Genomic DNA, 23334 nt, shown 5'->3' on the forward strand with positions numbered 1-23334 from the left:
AGAAAACTCTACTTAAGTAGGATTTTCTCTTTTTCTTTATAAAAAATGGTTATTTATTTTTTATGATCAGCAGAAAGAATACCTGAACCAATTAATAGCCCCAAAATAACATTTGTTAAGATTATACCTAAGATAATTTCAACTATTACTAAAAATTGACCAATAGGAACAATGGGGTAGATATCTCCATATCCAGTAGTAGAGATTGTTATAAAACTAAAGTATATGTGCTTCATATAAAAATGAAAACTAGGCATACTAGGATCTATACCATGAAATATAGGTTCATTAGATAAAAGACTTAAAAGTGTATATATGAGTCCAAAACTTATGGCTATTGTAATATAGGTAGTTATTACAATTCCAATATCTTTTATCATTATCTTTCTTCTTCTTTTAAAGAAATCCACTATCACGTATTTGAGAAGAATCACGTGAGAAATTATTAAAAGAGAAACATTAAAGAATGATAGAAAGTTGAGTATATACTGGATTTTAATATTATTCTCATTTAAATTTAAAGAAAAATCTACTATAGGAATAAGTAGTAGATAGTAAAGTATTAGAATAGTAGCTTTTATAGGTCCATCTTTAAACAGAAAGTTTCTCTGTTTTATAAAGACTAAGGGTAGAATATCAAAAAATATTTTTATTCCAGTAAAAATTATCTCAGCTGAATTAAATCTATATTCTACTATACCATGAACAAAAATAGAGATAAAAAAAGAAAGTATAAATGCTATGGTAGTTACTTTAAAAAAATGGATAATTTGTGTTTTTTGATAAAGTTGCATAGAAATCTCTCCTTAAGTTTTCTAAAAAATACTAAATTTTAGTTTTTCTTCTCTCTCTAGTTGAAGGAAAACCAAGTTCCTCTCTATATTTTGCAACAGTTCTTCGAGCAATTTTAAAATTTCTCTCTCTAAGTAGAGATGCTAGTTTTTCGTCAGAATAGGGAGAGTTTTTATCTTCATTATTTATAAACTCCTCCAATAGAATCTTAATTGTAATAGAGGTAGAGTCACTGATGAAAAGTGATTTGAAAGAGATAATCCCCTGTGGAGTCTCCAAATACTTATCTTTTATAGCTCTAGAAATAGTTGATTCGTGAAGTCCTAACTCTTTAGCAATATCTTTTAAAATTAGAGATTTTAAAAAATTACTACCAAAAAAGAAAAAATCACGCTGTTTAACCAATAGAATTTCTAAGATTTTAGAGAGTGTTTGATACCTTTTCTCCAAACACTTAATAATATTAATCGCTGTATAGATAGAGTTCTTATTAGCTTCGTTACTATTGATATATGAAGAGTTTAGATTAATTTTAGGAATAGCCTCCTCATTTATTTTAAATATTAAAGTTCCATCATTTATCTCTATTTTAGCTTCTGGAACAATATAGTTAGTACTGTCATTGACAATATAACCTCTAGAAGGAATAGGAGATAGGGTTCTAATTAATTTTAAATAATCTAAGATCTCATCCTTTGTTATATTTAATTTACTTGAAATTAACTCAAAATTTTGGTTGGCAATATCTTCTAAATGGTTATCAATTAAAAGAAAGAGAACCTCATCATCAATTTGTTTATATCTTAACTGTATTTTTAAACAATCTTTTAAATTTTCAGCTCCAACTCCTACAGGCTCTAGAGAATAGATTATATTAAAAGCTTCATTGAGGGACTTAGTAGATAGCTTTAGAAGTTTTTTAATCTCAAGTTTTCCCATTGCTAAATATCCTTTTGAATCCAAATTATTAATAATAAATATACAGATCTCTCTAAGTTTAGCTGAGATTTTTAAGTATCTTATCTGCTCCTCTAAAATATCAAATAGAGTCTCCTCTTTGGACATAAATTCAAGAGGGGAGATATACTCATCACTGTTAGATTTAAAAGAAGATTTAGAAGAATAATTAATCTCTATAGCTGGATTTACAACTGCTTCTTTTTCAATGTACTCTCTAAGTTTAGATGAAGACATCTGTAAAATATTCATAGAAGTTTTCATCTCTTGAGTAAGTATAAGTTTTGCTTCCTGTTTTAAATTTAATGAAAAATCCAATGTAAACACACCCCCTTATTTTAATAAAAAAAGATGGCTTTAAAATAAAGTCATCTTTTTTAACTAAATTTAATTAATTATTTTTCCTCTTCAATCTCTTCTTCAATAACATCTACAAGTTCTTTGTCATTATCATCATGTGAACCATCTACAATTTTAGTGATGAAGCCCATAAGATTAATTAAAACGTAAAAGAATGACACTATAAATAAACTATATTTTAGTGTAGCTATTACAACTATGATAAAAATACCAACAAATTTTTTAGGAATGAAGGCAAATGATTTATCAGGAGTCTTAAATTTAATTGTACTAACCATCAATACTGCAGCAATAACAGTAATTGCCATAAAAATATCTAGATTAAAGAAATCAATATTATAATTTTGTTTTAGATAGTATGAGATTAAATAGTATGAACATACCATAGCAGCAGCATTAGGAATAGGCATTCCACTAAAGTCACCCTTTTCATTAGAAGCCACTGTTATTATATTAAATTTTACAAGTCTCATTACTCCACAAAGAGCATATATAAATGATACTGGAACAATAAAAGCACTAGCAGCAGTATATTGAACAAGTATAGAGTAAACTAATAAGCTTGGAGCTAATCCAAAAGATATAGCATCACAAAATGAGTCAAACTCCTTACCAAATTCACTAAAAGCATCTAATTTTCTAGCTGTTTTACCATCTAAACCATCACATACCATAGCCAATACGATAAACCATATAGCTTGAATAAAATTCCCTTTGATTGAAGCAGTGATACTTAAATATCCTAAAAACATATTTGCAGCTGTGATTGCATTAGGAGCAATATATTTTCTTTTAACCATTCTTAAATTCATCTCCTTAAAAAACTATGATCATTAAATTCTAACACAAAAATGCGATTTTTTCAACATTAAACAAAAAAAATAGACAAATTAATATTTTTATATACACTTAATGTATTTTTTAAATATGGGTAAAGATCTCACTAAATATGATTAAATTTGATTGAATAAAGGGAGAAATAAAAAATAAATTGAAAAATTGATAAAAATTGTATAAAATCAAAGTATAATAGTAATGGAGGAGAGTAGAGTGGATAGAAAAAAATTTCAAAATATGTTTCAGGAGATGGATGATTATCTATTAGCTTCGCTTTGTGACGATATAGAGCTATGTGAAGAGATAGAGTTTCCAGTTTATAGTAAATATTTTTACCCTCCACAACTTTGCAAAAAGATTTCTGAAATGAATATAGGAGGAATAGGATTTGTTCTGTGTGGACTAAATAATGATTGTGAAAAAAATATGATAGCTATTTTACCTAAAGATTATCCAGTAGAGCAGTTATACTTTCCTGTGAAGTATTTTAAAATAACAAATAAATCAAAATTTAAGGAGCTAGAGCATAAGCACTATTTAGGAACAATAATGTCCTTAGGAATAAAGAGAGAATTGATGGGAGATCTAGTTGTAGAGGATAACTGTTGCTATGGAGTGGTGATGGAAGATGTATTCACATATCTGGTGGAAAATCTTACTGAGATAGGAAGAAATCCTGTTGAAATAGAGGAGATAACAGCTGAAAATATACCTCAATTGAAATATGAGGAGATAGTGGATAGTGTCAGTTCTATAAGATTGGATAATATTGTTTCAGTTATGATAAATAACTCTAGAGGAAAGAGCTTAGAGTTAATTGAAAGTGGTGAGGTAAGTGTTAATTATATAGTGGAAAAAGAGAAGAATAAATCTATAAAAGAGGGAGATATAGTAACAATAAGGAGAAGAGGAAAATTTATATTTGAAAGGATAATGGGAGAGAATAAAAAAGGAAAAATAAGAGTTGTAGTAAAAAAATTTATTTAAACAAGAGGTGAACTATGAAGAAAAAGGTTGGATTAGTACTAGGGGTAATCATTGTAATTTTGGGAGGAGTTTATTTTTCTAAAAACTATATAATAAAAAAGGTATTAGAGAGTAAATTAACAGAGATAAATAAAGGAAAGGTTGATATAGGAAGAGTAGATCTATCTCTATTAGATAAAAAAGTAACCATTGAGGATATAGATCTTACAAGTAGAAAAGATGGTATGAAAAACTTTATATCAATAGGTAAATTTAGTGCTGATTATGATATTTATTTCAAAGAAAAAAAAGTATTGGTAAGTCAAGCTGAATTTGATAAGGTTGAGTTTATGACACCGAGAGAGACTGATGGAAGCATTGGATATGTGGTTCCAAAGAAAGTTGAAGTAATAGAGGATAAGAGTGGTGAATTAGAGAAGAAGAAAGATGACTCTTTAAAGGATTTAGAGGAGTTGATACAAGCGAGAGCTATGGTAAATAAGTTGACACTTCAAAATATATTGCAGAGTCATTATGATGAGGTTGAAGCTCAGATAACAGCTAAGAAAGATTATTGGAATGAAAAGTTAAAGTTAATTGAAAAAAATCCAGAGTATGTTGTGTTGAAAGCTAATTATAAAAAATTAGCTAATGAGAAAAATCCTTTAAAATTGATAAGAATGGAGAAAGAGATAAAAAATATGGCTAGTTCTTTCAAAGTTTTAAGCAAGGAGATATTAAAGGATAAAGAGGAGATAAAGAGCGATTTTACAAATATTATAAAGAAAAGTGACATAGATAAGGATTTGGAGAGATCTGTAAAGGAGCTAATAGGTAGAGGAGAGTTTGTAATAACAGATTTAGATTCGATAATAAACTACTATCTAAATGAGATCTATGGAAGTGAGATACAGCGATTGGTAGAGAAATATAGAAATCTAATGGAAGAAGTGGAATTGAGAAGAGATGAGGATGCTCTTGAAAAGAATAAATGGGAGATTTTTGTTGAGGATATAAATATAAATTCTCATATCTATGGAATTGAACTAAAAGGAGAGATTAAGAATATTTCAAGCAGATTATCAAGAAATAAAGATAAGATAGAGTTGTATCTATTTGCTGATTCAAAGATAAGCCATGGAGAAGCTTACGGGTATGTAGATTTAAATAAAATCCAAGGAAAAGTAAATATAAATATCTCTAACTTCAGTTTTGAAGATGTAAAAGATATGGACGTTTTAAATAAGTATGTAGAAAATGGTGAAGCCTCTCTAGTGAAAGAGATACTTTTAAGCAAAGAGAATATAGATGTGAGAGGAGATGTACAGATTCAAGATATGAATCTAAATAGTGAGGAGATACTTACAAAGTTAAATATAAAGACACCATTTTTAAAAACAATGTCAACTCCTATTTTAAAGGATTTAAGAAGTGGAAATGTACACTATGAATATAATTCAGTAGATCAAAACCTTGTTATTAAGAGCGATCTTTCAGAAGAGATTATGGATATTCTAAATGATAAAGATGGTATTGTTAAGAAAAAAATCACTGATGATCTGTTGAGAGAGGGAAGAAGAGAGTTAAAAAATTATGAAGAGCTATTGAATAGTAATAATGATAAGGTAGTAGAGGAGCTTGAGGGAGAATTAAATAGTAAAACTAAATATTTAGATAAGGTTCAAGAGATTTTAGATAGATTTAATTTGGGAGGAATCTTAGAAAAGTTTTAAGAAAAAATTATTGACGTAATTTGAAATTATTGATATAATTAATTGTCATGGAAATCAGAGAGGAATTTTATGGCGTAATAGTATCGAACCGTGTCAGGTCTGGAAGGAAGCAGCACTAAGGTATTTATTACGGGTATGAAATACTACTTCTTTGGTTTTCATGGCTTTTTTTATAACAGGAGGGATTTTATGTATAAGATATATAACTTAGAAGAGTTAGAAGAAAACTTTAAAGACATAAGAGATATAGACAAGAGTTTTTTAGAAAAAAAAGATGGTATATATTTTGTAATAAGATCACAAAATGTTTTAGTTGGATATCTTGTAGCAGAGAGTATTCAAAATAACTATGTAATAAAGAGAATATTTGTAAGAGCTGGAATGAGATATAAATCTTATGGTGTAAAACTGATAAAGTTCTTAATAAACCATGGGATAGAGGAGAAAAAAGATAAGATAATTTGTGAGGATCTTACAAATAAAAGTTTCTTTATAAAAAATGGATTTAGAGAGAATGGAAATATATTGGAAATTGATAACATTCAAAGAGAGACAATAAGAATGAAAGAGGGTAAGAAAGTAGTTATATCCTCAATTTTTCAAAATATATTTTTAGCAGTTATAAAGATAGCAGGTGGAATTTATGGGAACTCAAGAGCGTTGATCTCCGATGGAATAAACTCTTTGGCAGATGTAGGGAGTTCTTTTGCAATCTTATTAGGGATATATTTTAGTAACAAACCTGCAGATGAGGATCATCCTTATGGTCATGAGAAGATAGAAAGTATAATAGGAAATATGTTGGGAGTATTTTTACTTTTAACAGCTTTTGAGCTAGGTAAGGGTAGTGTCCTGATGTTAATTAAGGGAGAGTACACAACAACACCAGCATATACAACAATAATTTGGGCCTTTATCTCTATGGTAGTTAAATTCTTTATGTATAGATACAAGTTAAAAGTTGGAAAAGAAACTGATAATAGTGCTTTGATAGCTGATGCAAAGGATAGTAAAAGTGATGTTTACTCTTCAGCAGGAGTAATAGTGGGAATATTACTATCAATTTCAATATCACCAATATTTGATATAATAATCAGTTTATTAGTAGCTTTTCTTATTTTTAAAGAGGGAGTTTCAATAATACTTGAAACTTCAAATCTTATTTTAGATAAACAGGATAAGGAGTTTGTAAAAGAGGTGGAACATTATCTGTATGAGAATGAAAATATCAAAAATGTCCATGATATCTATATGAGAAAGTCAGGGGATAAGATATTTTTGACAATGCATATAAGAGTACCTAAAGAGATGACTGTATATGAGGCACATAATTTAGTTGATGATATAAGAGAGGAGATTATTTTAGAGTTTGAAAATGTAAAGGATGTTATAGTACACATAGATTATTTACATTAGTAGACATAATAATAATCAGTATGATATAATTATTAATTGAGAAGGAGTTGAAAAATTAATGAGTATATTGGATAAGTTAAATGATAAACAGAGAGAGGCAGCCTCTAAAATAGAGGGAGCACTACTTATATTAGCAGGAGCTGGTTCAGGAAAGACAAGAACTATTACATATAGAATAGCTCATATGATAGAAGAGAAAGGTATTTCACCATATAAAATTTTAGCTGTGACATTTACAAATAAAGCAGCTAAAGAGATGAAGGAGAGAGTGGAGTCTCTCATTGGTGAAGAGGCTAACAGAGTAATGATTTCAACATTCCACTCATTTGGATTGAGATTGTTGAGAGTATATGGAGATAGATTAGGTTACAATGCTAATTTTACCATTTATGATACTGATGATCAAAAAAGAGTGGTAAAAAATATAATGAAAGAGTTGATAATAAAAGATAAAAACCTTAAAGAGGGGTTAGTGGTATCAATTATCTCAAAATTAAAAGAGGACGGAATCTCTCCAGAAGAGTATGAAAATAGTGAAAAATATAATGAGAATGGAAAGATAATTTCAGAGGTTTATAGAAGATATAACTCTGTTCTAAAGAGCAATAATGCTATGGACTTTTCAGATATACTTGTAAATACAGATAGACTTTTAGAGATATCAGATATTTTAAATAAGGTTCAGGATAAATTTAGATATATAATGGTAGACGAATATCAAGATACAAATAATATCCAGTATAAATTAGTTAACAAGATAGCTAAAAAGTATGGGAACATCTGTGTCGTAGGAGATGAAAACCAGAGTATTTATGGATTTAGAGGAGCAAATATCCAAAATATATTGGATTTTGAGAAGGATTATCCTGATGCTAAGGTTGTAAAATTGGAAGAGAACTATCGTTCTACATCTGTGATATTAGATGCAGCTAACTCAGTAATAAAAAACAACACAAGTTCAAGAGATAAAAAATTATGGACTAAGAAGAGTGTTGGAGAGAAAATTACAGTTGAAGGTTGTAGTGATGCTAGAGCAGAGGCAAACTTTGTAGTTGGTGAGATAATAAAGGGAAAAGCAAAGGGAGCAAAATATAGAGATTTTACAGTACTGTATAGAACAAATGCTCAATCGAGAATGTTTGAGGAAAAATTATTGAGAGAGAATATACCATATAAGATTTTTGGTGGGATGCAGTTCTATCAAAGAGCAGAAATAAAGGATATTGTAGCATATTTAGCAGTGATAAATAATACTGATGACAATCTAAATCTAGCTAGAATTTTAAATGTTCCAAAGAGAAAGATAGGAGATAAGACAGTAGAGAAGATAAGTGAATTTGCAAAAGAGCAAAATCTATCTCTATTTGAGGCTTTGGGAAGAGCGAATGAGATATCAGGATTGAGTGCTAATCTAAAAATAACAATATTAGAGTTTTATAAGATGATGAGTGAATTTATAGAGCTAAGTGAGAGTGAGTTGGTATCGGAGTTATTTGATACAATTATAAGATCTATAAATTACAATGATTATTTGATTGCAAATTATGAGGATTATGAGGTAAGAAAAGAGAATATAGAGGAGTTAAAAAGCTCAATAGTGGAATTGGAAAAGGTAATTGAGAATATGAGCTTGAGAGAGTATCTTGAAAATATCTCACTTATTAGTGCTACAGATAATTTAGAAGATGAGAAAGATTATGTGAAGTTAATGACTATTCATAACTCTAAAGGATTGGAATTTCCAATAGTTTTTGTAGTAGGAGCAGAGGAGGGAATATTCCCAGGAAGTAGAGCAGACTTTGATAGTAATGAGTTGGAAGAGGAGAGAAGACTTTGCTACGTTGCTATAACTAGAGCAGAGGAGAAACTCTATATGACATATGCAACAAGTAGAATGATGTATGGAAATGAAGATTTTGGAAGAAGAGCCTCAAGATTTATAGATGAAATTCCTAAAGAGTTAGTGGAAAAAAATAGTTCAGAGCTATTATATAAACCAAAAAATGATAAGGGAAGTTTCATAACAGAGAGAGCCTTCAAAAAAATGATAACAATAGAGGATCTGAACAAAACTGCGAAAAACTTTCCATACTCAGTTGGAGAGAAAGTTATGCATAAAAAGTTTGGTTTAGGAGTAGTAAAATCTGTAAACGATAAAAAAGTTGAGATAAATTTTGTGGACGGAAAACGTGAAATAGCTATGGCAGTAGCTGAAAAATTCCTTACAAAATGCTAATGGGAGGTAAAATGAAAAGAAAGACAGTTGCCAAAGAGATTGAATATGTAGGGATAGGACTTCATAAAGGTGAAAATATAAAGATGAGACTACTTCCTAGCAAAGAGGGAATAGTTTTTAAAAGAGTTGATTTAGAAGAGGGAAAAAATGAGATAGTTTTAGATATAGAGAATACTTTTGATCTAACTCGTGGAACTAATTTACAAAATGAGTATGGAGCAAAGGTACATACAATAGAGCATTTTCTATCTGCTCTATATGCTTTAGATATCACAGATTTAGTTGTAGAACTAGATGGAAATGAATTACCTATTTGTGATGGAAGTGCAAGAGTATTTATAGAGCTTTTTGAGGAGGCTGGACTAAAAGAGTTAGAAGAAGATGTGGAACCTTTAATTGTTAAAGAGCCAATATATCTAAGTGTTGGAGATAAAAATATAGTAGCTCTACCATATGATGGTTATAAATTAACTTATACAATTAAGTTTGAACATACATTTTTAAAATCACAATTAGCTGAATTTGAAGTAGATTTAGAAACATATAAAAAAGAGATAGCCTCAGCTAGAACTTTTGGATTTGATTATGAGATTGAGTATTTGAAGAAAAATAATTTAGCTTTAGGTGGAACTTTGGAAAATGCCATTGTTATAAAAAAAGATGGAGTATTGAATCCAGGTGGACTTAGATTTGAAGATGAGTTTGTTAGACACAAGATGCTTGATATTATTGGAGATTTAAAAATTTTAAATAGACCAATAAAAGCTCACATTATAGCTATAAAAGCTGGACACGCTTTAGATATAGAATTTGCAAAATTATTAAAAAACATGTAAAATATAAGTCAAGATATAATTTAGGAGGAAATTGATGTTAGATACTTTAGAAATAATGAAAAGAATACCGCACAGATATCCATTTTTATTAGTAGATAGAATAATTGAGGTAAACAAAGAGGAGCAAAAAATAAAAGGACTTAAAAATGTAACTATAAATGAAGAGTTCTTTAATGGGCATTTTCCAGGACATCCTATAATGCCAGGAGTATTAATAGTAGAGGGAATGGCACAATGTCTAGGAGTTCTTGTTATGGACGGAATAGAGGGAAAAGTTCCTTACTTTGTAGGAGTAGAAAGTGCAAAATTTAAATCACCAATAAGACCTGGAGATCAGATAATATACGAGGTAGAAGTAGAGAAAATAAAAAGAAATTTCGTAAAAGCTCATGGAAAAGCTTTAGTAGATGGAAATGTTGCTTGTGAAGCAAACTTTACTTTCTGTATAACAGACAAATAGAAAATGGGGGATAGTTATGATAGATATTCATAATACTGCTATAATAGAAGAGGGTGCTGTTATAGAGGATGGAGTAAAAATAGGTCCATATTGCATAGTAGGAAAAGATGTAAAGATAGGAAAAAATACAGTACTTCAATCACATGTAGTAGTAGAGGGAATTACAGAGATAGGAGAGAACAATACGATTTACTCTTTTGTTTCTATAGGGAAAGCCTCTCAAGATTTAAAATATAAAAATGAACCAACAAAAACTATTATAGGAAATAACAACTCAATTAGAGAGTTTGTAACTATTCATAGAGGAACAGATGATAGATGGGAAACTAGAATAGGGAGCAACAATCTATTGATGGCATATGTTCACGTAGCTCATGATGTAATAGTTGGAGATGGATGTATATTAGCAAACAATGTCACATTAGCTGGACATGTTGTAGTTGATAGCTTTGCAATAATAGGAGGATTAACTCCAGTTCATCAATTTTGTAGAATTGGTTCTTTTTCAATGACAGGAGGAGCTAGTGCTATAAATCAAGATATATGTCCTTTTGTTTTAGCAGAGGGAAATAAGGCTGTAGCAAGAGGTCTTAACAGTGTGGGATTGAGAAGAAGAGGTTTTACAGATGAAGAGATAAGCAGGATAAAGAAAGCTTACAGATTGATATTCAGAAGTGGATTACCTTTAAAAGAGGCTTTAGCACAGATTGAAGCAGAGATAGAGCAAGATAAGAACATAGCATATTTTGTAGAGTTTATAAAAAATAGTAATAGAGGTATAGCTAGATAATGAAAAAAATAGGGATAATAGTTGGTAATGGAAAATTACCTCTCTATTTTCTAGAAGAAGCTGAAAAACAGGAGTTAGATGTTTTTCCTTTAGGACTATTTGATAGTATAGATGAGGGTATAAAATCACATAAAAATTTTATAGCTTTCAATATAGGTGAGGTAGGAAGTATTATTAAGTACTTCCTACTTAATAATATCAATGAAATAGTTATGCTCGGGAAAGTAGAGAAAGATATAATATTTAAAGATATAAAATTAGATAGATTTGGAGAGGAGCTTCTGAGGAGATTACCAGATAGAAAAGATGAAACTCTCCTTTTTGCAATTATAGCATTTTTTAGATTGAATGGAATAAAAGTTCTCCCTCAGAACTATCTTTTAAAAGGTTTTATGTTTAAAGATGAGTGTTATACCAATATAAAGCCAACTGTTGAAGATATGAAGAGTATTAAGATAGGAATAGAAGCTGCAAAAGCTTTGAGTGAGGTAGATGCAGGGCAGACAGTGGTGTGTAAAGATTCATCAGTAGTCGCTCTTGAAGGAATAGAGGGAACCGATAAAACAATAAAGAGAGCTGGAGAGTTAGCTGGAGCTGGTACAATAATTGTTAAGATGTCAAGACCACAACAGGATATGAGAGTAGATATACCTGCAGTTGGAATAGAGACAATTAAAAGAGCTATTGAGATAGGAGCTAAAGGAATTGTAGGAGAAGCAGGAAGAATGCTTTTTTTGAATAGAGATGAAGCAATAAAATTGGCAGAAGAGAACTCTTTATTTATATTGGGAGTAAAAGTTTAATAGGAGATAATTATGAAATTTTTTGTTTCAACAGGTGAAGTTTCAGGGGATCTACACCTTTCCTATGTGGTGGAAGCCATTAAAAAGAGATATGACAATGTTGAATTTTATGGTGTTGCAGGAAAGCATAGTGAAAGAGTGGGAGTAAATATAATTCAGAATATAGATGAACTTGCAATAATGGGATTTACTGAAGTTTTGAAGAAATATAGCTTTTTAAAGAGAAAAGCTAATGAGTATGTAGAATTTATAAAGAGAGAGAATATAAAAAAGGTTATACTAGTAGACTATGGAGGATTTAACCTAAAATTTTTGGAACTTTTAAAAAAGGAGATTGAGGATATAGAGGTATTTTACTATATACCACCCAAATTATGGATCTGGGGAGAAAAGAGAATAACAAAATTAAAAAAAGCAGACCATATTATGGTAATTTTTCCTTGGGAAGTTGAGTTTTATAAAAAACACAATGTTGATGTTGTGTACTACGGAAATCCATTTGTGGATAAGTATGTAGTAGAACCTAGAGATGAGGAGTATATTCTATTATTGCCAGGGAGTAGAAAGCAGGAGATAAAATCACTTATTCCAATAATGTTAGATCTAGTAAAAAGAGAAAATGAGAAAAAGTTTTTGCTTAAACTTTCTAAAGAGGAGCATCTTCAATGGATAGATAGAGATTTAAGTGAGTATCCAAATTTAGAGATAGAGTTTGAGAAGGATCTTTCACAATGTGTAAGAGTATCTAGATTAGCTATTGCAGCCTCAGGAACAGTAACTTTAGAATTAGCCTTGATGGGGCTACCTACAATAGTGGTATATAAAACTGGAAGAATAAATGCTTTTATAGCGAAATATATATTGAAGATAGGTTTTGTTTCTTTGCCAAATCTTACATTGGATAGAGAGGTTTTCCCAGAACTTTTACAAGAGAGATGCAATGTAGATGAGATAGAAAAATATATATTGAAATTAGAAAAAAATAGAGATGAGATTGATAGAAATATTCAAGAGGTAAGAAAAAGACTTTCAGGAAAAAATGTAGTTGAAAGTTATGGGGATTTTCTAATGAAAGGAGAGAGATGAAAGCAAATATATTTCAAAATAAATCGTTAAATAGCTTTTTAAAATATAGTTTTAAATATAAATGGGCAATGGTGGCAGTTATCTTGATGTCAGTTTTGACATCAGCAATGGGAGCTGTACCAGCTTGGTTAAGTAAATATTTGATAGATGATGTATTAGTAAAAAAAGACGCAAAAATGATGATAATGGTGATATCAGCTATATTTTTGTCTACAGTTATAAAGGTGGTATCATCTTACTATGCAAATATCTCATCAAACTATGTAACTGAAACAATAAAGAGAGATATAAAAATAGATGTCTTTATACATCTACAAAAATTGCCGATATCATATTTTAGAAAAAATAAATTGGGAGATATAATGGCTAGACTTTCTGGAGATTCAGCTACTCTTGGAAGAATAGGTTTTATTCTTTTTGAAATGTTAAGAGAGTTTTTAACAGTGGTAGCTCTTGTATTTAGAATGTTTCAAGTGGATTGGATATTAGCAACAATATCATTAACAGTTATGCCACTTGTTATAAATACGGTGAGAAAGTATACTAAAAAAATTAGAAAATCTGGTAGAGTTAGACAGGATACATCAGGAGCAGTAACAGCTTTTGTACAAGAGAGTTTATCAGGTATATTTGTAATAAAAGCTTTTAATAATAGTGATATGATTATTGATAAGTATAAAGATATCAGTATGGATGAGTTTGAAAAATCGTATAAAAGTACAAAGATTAAGGCAAAGGTATCTCCTATCAATGAGGTAATAACAACTTTAATGGTAGTTTTAGTAGCTGCATATGGTGGGTATCAAATAGTTGTAACTCAAACTATATCTCCTGGAGATTTAATATCTTTTGTTACTGCACTTGGATTGATGAGCCAACCATTGAAGAGATTGGTTAGCAAGAATAATGATTTACAAGAAGCTATCCCTTCTGCTGATAGGGTGATAGAGATCTTAGATGTACCAGTTGAAAAGGAGTACTATGGAGAAGAGGAAAAATTAGAGGGAAGAATAGAGAATATCCATTTTGACAATGTCTCTTTCGCTTATGATGATGCTAAAAGTAATGCTTTAAAAAATATAAATTTAGATGTTAAAGCTGGAGAGGTCGTTGCCTTTGTTGGAAAGAGTGGAAGTGGAAAAACAACAATAGTTAACCTTATTCCTAGATTTTTTGAGGCTACTGAGGGAAAAATTTTAATCAATGGAAAAGATATAAAAAATATCTCTTTAAATAAATATAGAGATCTAATAGGGATTGTTCCACAGGAGAGTTTCCTATTTTCAGGAACTATAGCTGAAAATATCTCTTTTGGAAAAGAGAATGTAAGTGAAGAGGAGATAATTCAAGCAGCTAAAATGGCTAATGCATATAGCTTTATAACTGAGCTGGAAAATGGATTTGAGACTGAAGTTGGGGAAAGAGGAGTTATGCTATCTGGTGGACAAAAACAGAGAATTGCAATAGCAAGAGCCTTAATTCAAAACCCAGAGATATTAATTCTAGATGAGGCAACATCAGCTTTAGATACAGAGTCAGAAAGACTTGTTCAAGATGCTTTAGATAAACTTATGATAAATAGAACAACATTTGTAATAGCTCATAGATTATCTACAATAATAAATGCAGATAAGATTGTAGTTATGGAAAATGGAGAGATTAAAGAGATTGGAAAACATCAGGAGTTATTAAATCAAAATGGTTTATATAAGCATTTTTATGAGATACAATTTGGAAAAGAAGTAAAAGAGAGAGAAAGTATGAGAGTGTAGGAGATAGGTATGATAAAAGAGATGATAATTGAAGAGGATATGAGAACATTAAAATTGAGAGAAGATGGAAGAAATGTAGATGAGTTAAGACCTTTAAAGGCAACAAAAGACTTTAACCTTTATGCTGAGGGGTCAGTACTAATGGAGTGTGGAAATACAAAGGTTATATGTACAGCCACTGTAAGTGATAAAGTCCCTCCATTCTTAAAAAATCAGGGAAAAGGATGGTTGACTGCTGAATACTCTATGATACCAAGAGCCACTGGAGAGAGAAATCAGAGAGAATCTGCTAAGGGAAAACTTAGTGGAAGAACTATGGAAATTCAAAGATTGATAGGAAGAGCTTTAAGAACAGCAGTAGATTTAGAAAAATTAGGTGAAAGAACGATAACAATAGATTGTGATGTAATACAAGCAGATGGTGGAACAAGAACTACTTCAATAACAGGAGGGTATATAGCTTTAGCTCTTGCTATGAAAAAATTAGTGGCAGAGGGAGTTCTAAATGAAAATCCAATAACTTCAAATGTAGCAGCTATAAGTGTGGGAATTGTAAATAAAACTCCAGTACTTGATTTGAAATACACTGAAGATTCAGCAGCAGAGGTAGATATGAATGTTGTAATGAATGGAAATGGTGAGTTTGTAGAGGTACAAGGAACAGGAGAAGAGGCAACTTACACAAGAAAAGAGCTAAATGAGATGTTGGATTTAGCTGAAAAAGGTTTAAAAGAGATAATGGAATTACAAAATAAAATAATAGAGGGATAGTTATGAAGATATTTTTAGCAACCGGAAATAAACATAAGATTGATGAGATAAAGGCTATATTTTCCAATGTAGAAGATGTAGAGATTCTATCTATAAAAGATGGAATAGAGATACCAGAAGTAATTGAAGATGGAGAGACATTTGAAGAGAATTCAGCTAAAAAGGCTGTTGAGATTGCTAAATACACAGGAATGATTACAATAGCTGATGATTCAGGGCTATGTGTAGAAGCTTTAAATGGAGCTCCTGGAGTATATTCAGCAAGATATTCTGGAGAGAATGCCACTGATGAATCAAATAACCAAAAATTAATGGAAGTAATGAAAGATGAAAAAAATAGAAGATGTCATTTCGTAAGTGTTGTTACTCTAGGAAAACCAGACGGTAGATCTTACTCTTTTAGAGGGGAGATAGAGGGAGAATTACTATATGAGCCTAAGGGAAAAGATGGTTTTGGGTATGATCCATACTTCTATGTAGCTGAATACAAGATGTCTTTAGCTGAGATGCCAGAGATAAAGAATAAGATCAGTCACAGAGCAAACGCTCTAAAAAAATTGGAAAAAGAATTAAAAACAGTTTTAGCTGACTAAATTTATAAAATATAGATAAAAGAGGGGAATATTATGAAAAGAATAATTTATACTTTTATTTTAAGTATGATTTTAATAGTACAAGGATGTACTTCAATTTCTCAAGTTAAATCAACAAAAAATGAATTGTCACAAGAATTAATAGAAAAAATAAATGAAGATATAGAGAGAACTGTAAAGGAAAATAACGAAATAACAAAGTTTTTGGGAATACCAGTTGATGGAACAAAAGAAGAAATGATTACAAAACTTATGAAAAAAGGATTTAAGAAAATCAATGGAAGTTTGATTGGAGAATTTAATGGAAGAGAAGTTGAAGTTTTAATTGATACTAACAAGAATAAAGTATATCGTATTGTTGTAGTAAATAAAATTCCATTTTCAGAAAGTCAAATAAAAGGACAGTATAATATTTTATTAAATCAATTTTCAAAAAATAAAAAATATATATCATTAGGTTCTGAGCCAATATCAGAAAGAGAAAATATTAGTTATGAAATGATAGTTAATAATAAAACATATCCAGCTTTTTTTATTCAGAAGATAAGTCAGGAACAAGTTTTTAGAATAATAGAGAATACTAAAAATATTCAAGGAATAGAAGAAAAAGATACTGAAAGAATTCTAGAAATGATATTAGAAATAATGGAAAATAATAATGTATGGTTTATGATTCATAAATATGGTAATGAATATTATATAGCTTTGTATTATGATAATATGTATAATAAATCAACAGGAGAAGATTTATAATAATAAAAGGTGGTTAAATTATAGACCACCTTTTGTAATAAAGGGTGAATAATGGAAAATATTTTGATAAACAGTATTAAAACAAGCCTCATAGATAGAGAGATAGAGTCATCAGATAGGTATCAACATAAATTAATATCCAATAGAGAAGAAAAGATAATAAGTTTATTGAGAAGAGAGTTAGAAGAGTGTGAGGAGTTTATAATATCAGTGGCATTTATAACAATGAGTGGTGTCACAATGATATTGGAACAGTTGAGAGAGCTAGATAAAAGAGGAATAAAAGGAAAAATTTTAACTGGAGATTATTTGAATTTTACACAGCCTAAGGCTTTAAAAAAACTGCTAGAGTTTAAAAATATAGAATTGAAAATTCTATCTACAGAGAAATTTCATGCTAAAGGTTATTTTTTTAAAAAAGGAAATATTTGGAGTATGATGATAGGTAGTAGTAATCTTACTCAAACAGCACTTACTACTAATTTTGAATGGAATTTGATGATAAACTCTTTAGAAAGTGGAAGGATTATAAAGGATACTTTGGAAAATTTCTATGAAGTTTTTAATGGACTTGAAAATTTAACTATAGAAAAGATAATAGAGTATGAGAATGTGTATGAATTTAACAGAGAGTATAGAGAGAGAAGAAAAGAAAAAGAGTTAAAAGAGGAAAAGATTAAACCTAATATGATGCAGATTCAGGCATTGGAAAATCTGAGAGTTTTGAGAAAGTATGAGAAAAGAGGACTTTTGATAAGTGCCACTGGAACAGGAAAAACATATTTAAGTGCTTTTGATGTTCAAAACTGTAATCCCAAAAGAGTACTATTTATAGCCCATAGAAAGACTATTCTTGAAAAGGCAAAGGAGACTTTTGAAAAGATTTTAAAAGAAAGGGAGATCATAATCTATAACAATGATGAAAATAGAGAGGCAGATATTGTTTTTGCTATGATTCAAACATTGGGAAAAGAGGAGAATTTTAGAAAATTTCCAAGAGATTACTTTGATTATATAGTTATAGATGAGGTACATCACAGTGGAGCCAAAACTTACCAAAATCTAATAAATTACTTCATACCTAAATTTTTACTTGGAATGACAGCCACTCCAGAAAGAGGAGATAATTTTGATATCTATAAATTATTTGATAATAATATAGCTTATGAAATAAGATTGTATGATGCTTTGAAAGAGAGTTTGTTATGTCCATTTCACTATTTTGGAGTATCAGATATAGAGATAAACGGAGAGATAATAAGTGAAAAAACTCATATAAATAAACTTGTAGTCTCAGAAAGAGTGGAGCATATTCTAGAAAAAAGTAGATTTTACGGTTATAGTGGGGATAAACTCCACGGGCTTATATTTGTATCTAGAGTTGAGGAGGCTATAATCTTAAGTGAAAAGTTTAAAGAGAGAGGAGTTAGGTGTGAAGCTTTAAAGGGTGATGACAGTGATGAGAAAAGAGAGAAAACAATAAAAAAACTAGAAGATGGTGAGATAGAGTATATAATAACAGTGGATATATTTAATGAAGGGGTAGATATTCCGTGTATAAATCAAGTGATTTTATTGAGACCAACACAATCTTCTATAGTGTATATCCAACAATTGGGAAGAGGATTAAGAAAATATAAGGACAAGGAATACTTAGTTATTTTAGACTTTATAGGGAACTACGAAAAAAACTTTTTGATTCCCATAGCTATATCTCAAAATAATAGCTTTGATAAGGACTATATGAAAAGATTTTTAGTGAATGGAACAAATATAATTCCTGGAGAGAGTTCAATAATTTTTGAAGAGATAGTTAAAGAGAGAATATTTGATAATATCAATAAAAATAATTTTTCAACTAAAAAAAATATAGAGAAGGATTTTATCTTTTTAGAAAAACAATTGGGAAGAATACCTATGTTATCTGATTTTTTTGAGAGAAATATGATAGATCCAAGTGTAATTTTAAAATATAAAAAAACTTATGATGAAGTTTTAAGAATATTAAAACCTAAATTAGAATTAGAACCATTAAATCAAAAAGAGAATAATTATCTTACTTTTCTTTCAAGTTTTTTTACACCAGCTAAAAGGGTACATGAGATGCTTATTTTAAAAGAGGCATTGATAAATAAAGATGTAAATATAGAGATTATAGAAAAGATTTTAGAGAATGAATATAGTCTAAAAAATCAAAAAGAGAGTGTAGAGAATGGAGTAAAACATCTACTTAAAGAGATTTTTGTCAGTTTGTCAACAGCTAAGGAGTTTTATCCTATATTAGAAAGATATGGTGATAAGATTGTTCTTGCAAAAGATTTTTTTGAAAGTTATAGTAAAAATAGGTATTTCAAAGATTTGATAGATGACCTGATTAAATATAATTTAGCTTATAGTGGTAAGAACTATAAACAAGTTGGAGAAAAGAGTATATTAAAGTATAAGGAGTATAGTAAACAGGAGGCGTTTTGGTATCTGAACTTAGACTTTAACAATGGATATCAAGTGAGTGGATATACAGTTTTTGAAGAGGCTAGAAAGGTAATTCTTTTTATAACTGTAGATAATGATCTAGATATGACACAATATGATAATGTATTTTATGATAGAAAAAAATTTGTATGGTTTTCTAAAAATAAAAGATGCTTGAAAAGAGATGGAAAGTTGACAGCTGAAGGGAAGATAGCTGAAAATTATTACACTTTAGAGGCTTTTTTAAAAAGAAAAACAGGAGAAAATTTTTATTATATTGGAGAGATAGAAACAGTTTTAGAAGGAAAGGATACAATAAACTATAAAGGAAATAGTGTTGTAGAGTATTTACTTTTATTGAAAGATGAGATTGAAAATGATCTTTATCAATATGTTGTGAAAAACAGAAAATAAAAATTAAAAAGAGCATACATATAATTGATAATGTATGTTCTTTTTTTATTTATAAAGATAAATTTTAGAACTTAAAATACAAAAAAAGAAAAAAGTATTGACAAATAAATTAAAATTATGCTATAAAATACGTATAAATAAGTACGGACATATAAGAGGGGAGTGATCACTGTCATGAAATATTATCCAGGCTTTAAAATATCTTATGATTTATTAAAAAAAAATTTTATTTATTCTGATGAAGTTTTTGTATCTGGAATTGAAGAAAGAAAATTAGATGATATTAGAAAAAGTTTAAAAGACTCTAATTGTAGTGGGCCAGCAATTGTTTATGTTATTGCAATGGATATAGGAAGAAAAATAGATAAAGAAGATTTAATTAAAAAAAATTTATTATATGGTGTTTGTATTTATTCAAAAGGAAAATTAGGAGATGAACCTGTAAGGTCTCAAGGACATATTCACTCTATATCTAATTCTTGTAATTCATCAACTCCAGAAGTATATGAAATATGGGAAGGAGAAGCTATTATATATATGCAAGAGAGTGTTAAAAATGATCCAGGAAAAATTTATGCAATAAAAGCAAAGGAAGGAGAAAAAGTAATTGTACCTCCTGGATGGGCGCATTATACAATAAATGCTAATTCAGAAAAAAATATGATTTTTGGAGCATGGTGTATAAGAGATTTTGGATTTGATTATAACGATGTTAGAAAACATGGTGGTTTAGCATATTTTCCTATTTTTACAGAAAAAGATTTAAAATTTATTCCTAATAAAACTTATAAGTTAAAAGAGCTTATCATAAAAGGACCCAGAGAATATAAAGAATTTAATTTAGATAAAGATAAGCCTATTTATGAACAATACTTAGAAAATAGAGATAAATTTAGATTTGTGACTAATCCAAATGAATATAGTGAAATTTGGGGAAATTTTATACCATAAAAGATAGGAGGAGTTAAATGGAAATCTTGGAACCAAAATATTGTTACAATTTTTATGATGGAATATTAAAAGGAGAGAATGTACAACATTATAAAAAGTATTATGAAGATATAGAGTTTGCATATAAAAGTAAAGATGTAACTTTATCTAAAAAGACTTTGATGTATGAAGTTTTTTCTATAAATAAGGAAGAAGATAATACACTTTTTTTTGGTTTAACTTTAATGTATCCTATACTGGTGAATGGAGAATGTAATTTGATAAGAGGGCATTATCATATAGATAAAAATGAACCAGAAATATATTTTGGTTATGAGGGAGAAGGACTTTTATTGCTCATAAAAGATAATGAAATTTTTGCAGAAAAAGTGTATGAAGGTTCTATACATTATATAAATGGTCAATATGCACACAGATTAATTAATATAGGGAGTACTATATTTAAAGTTGGAGCTTGTTGGAAAGAAAAAGCAGGACATAATTATGAAGAAATAGAAAGATTTCCCTTTCCAGTAAGAATTTTCAAAAATGGAAATAATATTGAAATAAAAATAAATGATTAAGATATAGGAGGAATTATGTTTGAAAAAATAAGAAAATCAAATTATGACAAATATCCAGTTGTTGAAGTAAATACACATATTGGAGCTTGGAGTGGATATAATAACATTATAGAAGAATTGAAGTTTAAAGAAGATAAAAAAAGAGAGGTTATAGTTCTAGATTATTATCATGGTGTCAACGAAAAAGAAATTTTAGAAAATTTAATTAAAAAAATGAAAGCGGATTATATTTTTAATTTCTCAGAGGTAAAAAAATCTGAAGAACAAATATTAAAATTTTTAGGAAGAAATTTAACAGATGATAGAGTATTTGGTATTTTATCAAATCATTTAAATATAACAGAACTATTAGATATTGACAAGCTAGAAAAATTAAAGAATAAAATTGAGAATATAGAAAATGGAAAAATAATAATTTTTGGAATAGGAGCTTCACTAATTCCACATGACAAGTTAGTGTATTTTGATTTAACAAGATGGGAAATACAACAAAGATTTAGAGATAAAACATTAGATAACTGGGGAGCTCAAAACTACAATGAAGATGTTTTGAAAAAGTATAAAAGAGCTTTTTTTGTTGAATGGAGAATATTAGATAATCATAAAAAAAGATTGTTTCAAAAAATAAATTATTATATAGATACTAATATGAAAAACAATCCTAAAATGATAACAGGTAAAAATTTATTATTAGGATTTGATGAAGCTGTATCTAGACCATTTAGGTTAGTTCCATTTTTTGATCCAGGAGTTTGGGGTGGACAATGGATGAAAAAAATATGTGATTTAGATAAAGAGGAGAAAAATTTTGCATGGTGTTTTGATTGTGTTCCAGAAGAAAATTCTATTAATTTTAAATATGGAGATATAGTTATACAAACGCCAGCAATAAACTTAGTTTTTAATAAACCTAAAAAATTATTAGGAGAAAAAGTTCATGCAAGATTTGGAACAGAGTTTCCAATAAGATTTGATTTTCTAGATACATTTGATGGAGAAAATTTAAGTCTTCAAGTACATCCATTAACTGAATATATTCAAGAAAAATTTGGAATGCACTATACTCAGGATGAGAGCTACTATATATTAGATGCTAAAGATAATGCAGTAGTTTATCTAGGAGTTAAAGAAAAAATAAATCCAGTAGAAATGATAAAAAATTTAGAAGAAGCTCAGAGAGGTAATGAATCATTTGATGATGAAAGGTTTGTAAATAAATTTCCTGCCAAAAAACATGATCATTTTTTAATTCCAGCTGGAACTGTTCATTGTTCCGGAAAAGATACAATGGTATTAGAAATAAGTTCAACACCATATATATTTACTTTTAAGTTATGGGATTGGGATAGATTAGGGTTGGATGGATTACCTAGACCAATTCATTTAGAACATGGAAAACAAAATATTCAATTCGATAGAGATACAAATTGGGTAAAAAATAATTTAGTAAATAATGTGAAATTAATAAAAAAAGAAAATGGAATAATTGAAGAAAGAACAGGACTACATGAAAGAGAATTTATTGAAACTAGAAGACATTGGTTTGATAAAAAAGTTTATCATAACACGGAAGGAAATTTAAATGTTTTAAATTTAATAGAAGGAGAAGAGGCAATAATAGAATCACCATCAGAAAAATTTAAACCTTTTGTAGTTCATTATGCAGAAACATTTATAATTCCTGCTACTATAGGGGAATATACAATCTCTCCATATGGAAAATCTTTGGGAAAACAAATAGGAACAATAAAAGCTTATGTAAGATAAAAGAGG

General features: G+C 29.1%; 18 protein-coding genes, 1 other RNA gene and 1 pseudogene. 17 read left to right on the plus strand and 3 right to left on the minus strand.

Annotated elements, in window-relative coordinates; genetic code table 11:
* Nucleotides 1-53 precede the first annotated feature (53 nt).
* The 3 genes from QZ286_RS05425 to pssA all read right to left on the minus strand — a co-directional run bounded on the left by QZ286_RS05425 (nucleotide 54) and on the right by pssA (nucleotide 2909).
* Nucleotides 54-794, minus strand: a complete 741-nt coding sequence (locus QZ286_RS05425) for a potassium channel family protein (protein ID WP_291255955.1) — start codon at nucleotides 792-794, stop codon at nucleotides 54-56.
* Between the two features lie 31 nt (nucleotides 795-825).
* A complete protein-coding gene (gene rpoN / locus QZ286_RS05430; protein ID WP_291255956.1) occupies nucleotides 826-2067 on the minus strand; it encodes an RNA polymerase factor sigma-54 in 1242 nt (413 codons plus the stop codon).
* A gap of 77 nt (nucleotides 2068-2144) precedes the next feature.
* Nucleotides 2145-2909 (minus strand): CDP-diacylglycerol--serine O-phosphatidyltransferase, encoded by a 765-nt coding sequence (gene pssA / locus QZ286_RS05435; RefSeq protein ID WP_291255957.1) that lies wholly within the window; start codon nucleotides 2907-2909, stop codon nucleotides 2145-2147.
* A gap of 250 nt (nucleotides 2910-3159) precedes the next feature.
* Here pssA and QZ286_RS05440 point away from each other — a divergent pair, with 250 nt between their 5' ends.
* From QZ286_RS05440 to QZ286_RS05525, 17 genes and pseudogenes are all read left to right on the plus strand, one after another.
* A complete protein-coding gene (locus QZ286_RS05440; RefSeq protein ID WP_291255958.1) occupies nucleotides 3160-3933 on the plus strand; it encodes a YlmH/Sll1252 family protein in 774 nt (257 codons plus the stop codon).
* A gap of 14 nt (nucleotides 3934-3947) precedes the next feature.
* A complete protein-coding gene (locus QZ286_RS05445) occupies nucleotides 3948-5645 on the plus strand; it encodes a hypothetical protein (protein WP_291255959.1) in 1698 nt (565 codons plus the stop codon).
* A 56-nt stretch (nucleotides 5646-5701) separates the two neighbouring features.
* Nucleotides 5702-5801, plus strand: an RNA gene (gene ffs, locus QZ286_RS05450) — signal recognition particle sRNA small type.
* 33 nt (nucleotides 5802-5834) lie between these two features.
* On the plus strand, nucleotides 5835-7061 hold the full coding sequence (locus tag QZ286_RS05455; protein ID WP_291255960.1) for a GNAT family N-acetyltransferase: 1227 nt from the start codon (nucleotides 5835-5837) through the stop codon (nucleotides 7059-7061).
* A gap of 58 nt (nucleotides 7062-7119) precedes the next feature.
* Nucleotides 7120-9297, plus strand: a complete 2178-nt coding sequence (locus tag QZ286_RS05460) for an ATP-dependent helicase (protein ID WP_291255961.1) — start codon at nucleotides 7120-7122, stop codon at nucleotides 9295-9297.
* 11 nt (nucleotides 9298-9308) lie between these two features.
* Nucleotides 9309-10133 (plus strand): UDP-3-O-acyl-N-acetylglucosamine deacetylase, encoded by an 825-nt coding sequence (gene lpxC / locus QZ286_RS05465; RefSeq protein ID WP_291255962.1) that lies wholly within the window; start codon nucleotides 9309-9311, stop codon nucleotides 10131-10133.
* A 34-nt stretch (nucleotides 10134-10167) separates the two neighbouring features.
* The gene (fabZ, locus tag QZ286_RS05470) at nucleotides 10168-10593 is read left to right on the plus strand and encodes a 3-hydroxyacyl-ACP dehydratase FabZ (RefSeq protein WP_291255963.1); all 426 of its coding nucleotides are present in this window, start codon (nucleotides 10168-10170) and stop codon (nucleotides 10591-10593) included.
* A gap of 16 nt (nucleotides 10594-10609) precedes the next feature.
* Nucleotides 10610-11383, plus strand: coding sequence for an acyl-ACP--UDP-N-acetylglucosamine O-acyltransferase (gene lpxA / locus QZ286_RS05475; RefSeq protein WP_291255964.1), 774 nt, complete (start codon nucleotides 10610-10612; stop codon nucleotides 11381-11383).
* The gene (locus QZ286_RS05480; protein ID WP_291255965.1) at nucleotides 11383-12186 is read left to right on the plus strand and encodes an LpxI family protein; all 804 of its coding nucleotides are present in this window, start codon (nucleotides 11383-11385) and stop codon (nucleotides 12184-12186) included. The genes lpxA and QZ286_RS05480 overlap by 1 nt, the downstream gene beginning before the upstream one ends.
* A gap of 12 nt (nucleotides 12187-12198) precedes the next feature.
* On the plus strand, nucleotides 12199-13272 hold the full coding sequence (gene lpxB, locus QZ286_RS05485; RefSeq protein WP_291255966.1) for a lipid-A-disaccharide synthase: 1074 nt from the start codon (nucleotides 12199-12201) through the stop codon (nucleotides 13270-13272).
* Entirely contained in the window at nucleotides 13269-15044 is a 1776-nt protein-coding gene (locus tag QZ286_RS05490; RefSeq protein WP_291255967.1) for an ABC transporter ATP-binding protein, read from the plus strand. The genes lpxB and QZ286_RS05490 overlap by 4 nt, the downstream gene beginning before the upstream one ends.
* 39 nt (nucleotides 15045-15083) lie before the next feature.
* Nucleotides 15084-16408, plus strand: a pseudogene (rph, locus tag QZ286_RS10295) (ribonuclease PH).
* Between the two features lie 33 nt (nucleotides 16409-16441).
* Nucleotides 16442-17161 carry a hypothetical protein gene (locus QZ286_RS05505; RefSeq protein ID WP_291255970.1) on the plus strand — a complete coding sequence of 240 codons (720 nt, stop codon included), beginning with the start codon at nucleotides 16442-16444 and terminating at the stop codon, nucleotides 17159-17161.
* A gap of 51 nt (nucleotides 17162-17212) precedes the next feature.
* Nucleotides 17213-20047 (plus strand): DEAD/DEAH box helicase, encoded by a 2835-nt coding sequence (locus QZ286_RS05510; protein ID WP_291255971.1) that lies wholly within the window; start codon nucleotides 17213-17215, stop codon nucleotides 20045-20047.
* A gap of 174 nt (nucleotides 20048-20221) precedes the next feature.
* Nucleotides 20222-20998 carry a glucose-6-phosphate isomerase family protein gene (locus QZ286_RS05515; RefSeq protein ID WP_291255972.1) on the plus strand — a complete coding sequence of 259 codons (777 nt, stop codon included), beginning with the start codon at nucleotides 20222-20224 and terminating at the stop codon, nucleotides 20996-20998.
* 17 nt (nucleotides 20999-21015) lie between these two features.
* Nucleotides 21016-21561, plus strand: coding sequence for a glucose-6-phosphate isomerase family protein (locus tag QZ286_RS05520; RefSeq protein ID WP_291255973.1), 546 nt, complete (start codon nucleotides 21016-21018; stop codon nucleotides 21559-21561).
* 15 nt (nucleotides 21562-21576) lie between these two features.
* Complete coding sequence (locus QZ286_RS05525) at nucleotides 21577-23328, plus strand: class I mannose-6-phosphate isomerase (protein WP_291255974.1); 1752 nt, start codon at nucleotides 21577-21579, stop codon at nucleotides 23326-23328.
* The last annotated feature ends 6 nt before the right edge of the window (nucleotides 23329-23334 follow it).

The organism is Fusobacterium sp. (assembly GCF_019012925.1).
In the GTDB taxonomy this organism is placed as follows: Bacteria; Fusobacteriota; Fusobacteriia; order Fusobacteriales; family Fusobacteriaceae; genus Fusobacterium_A.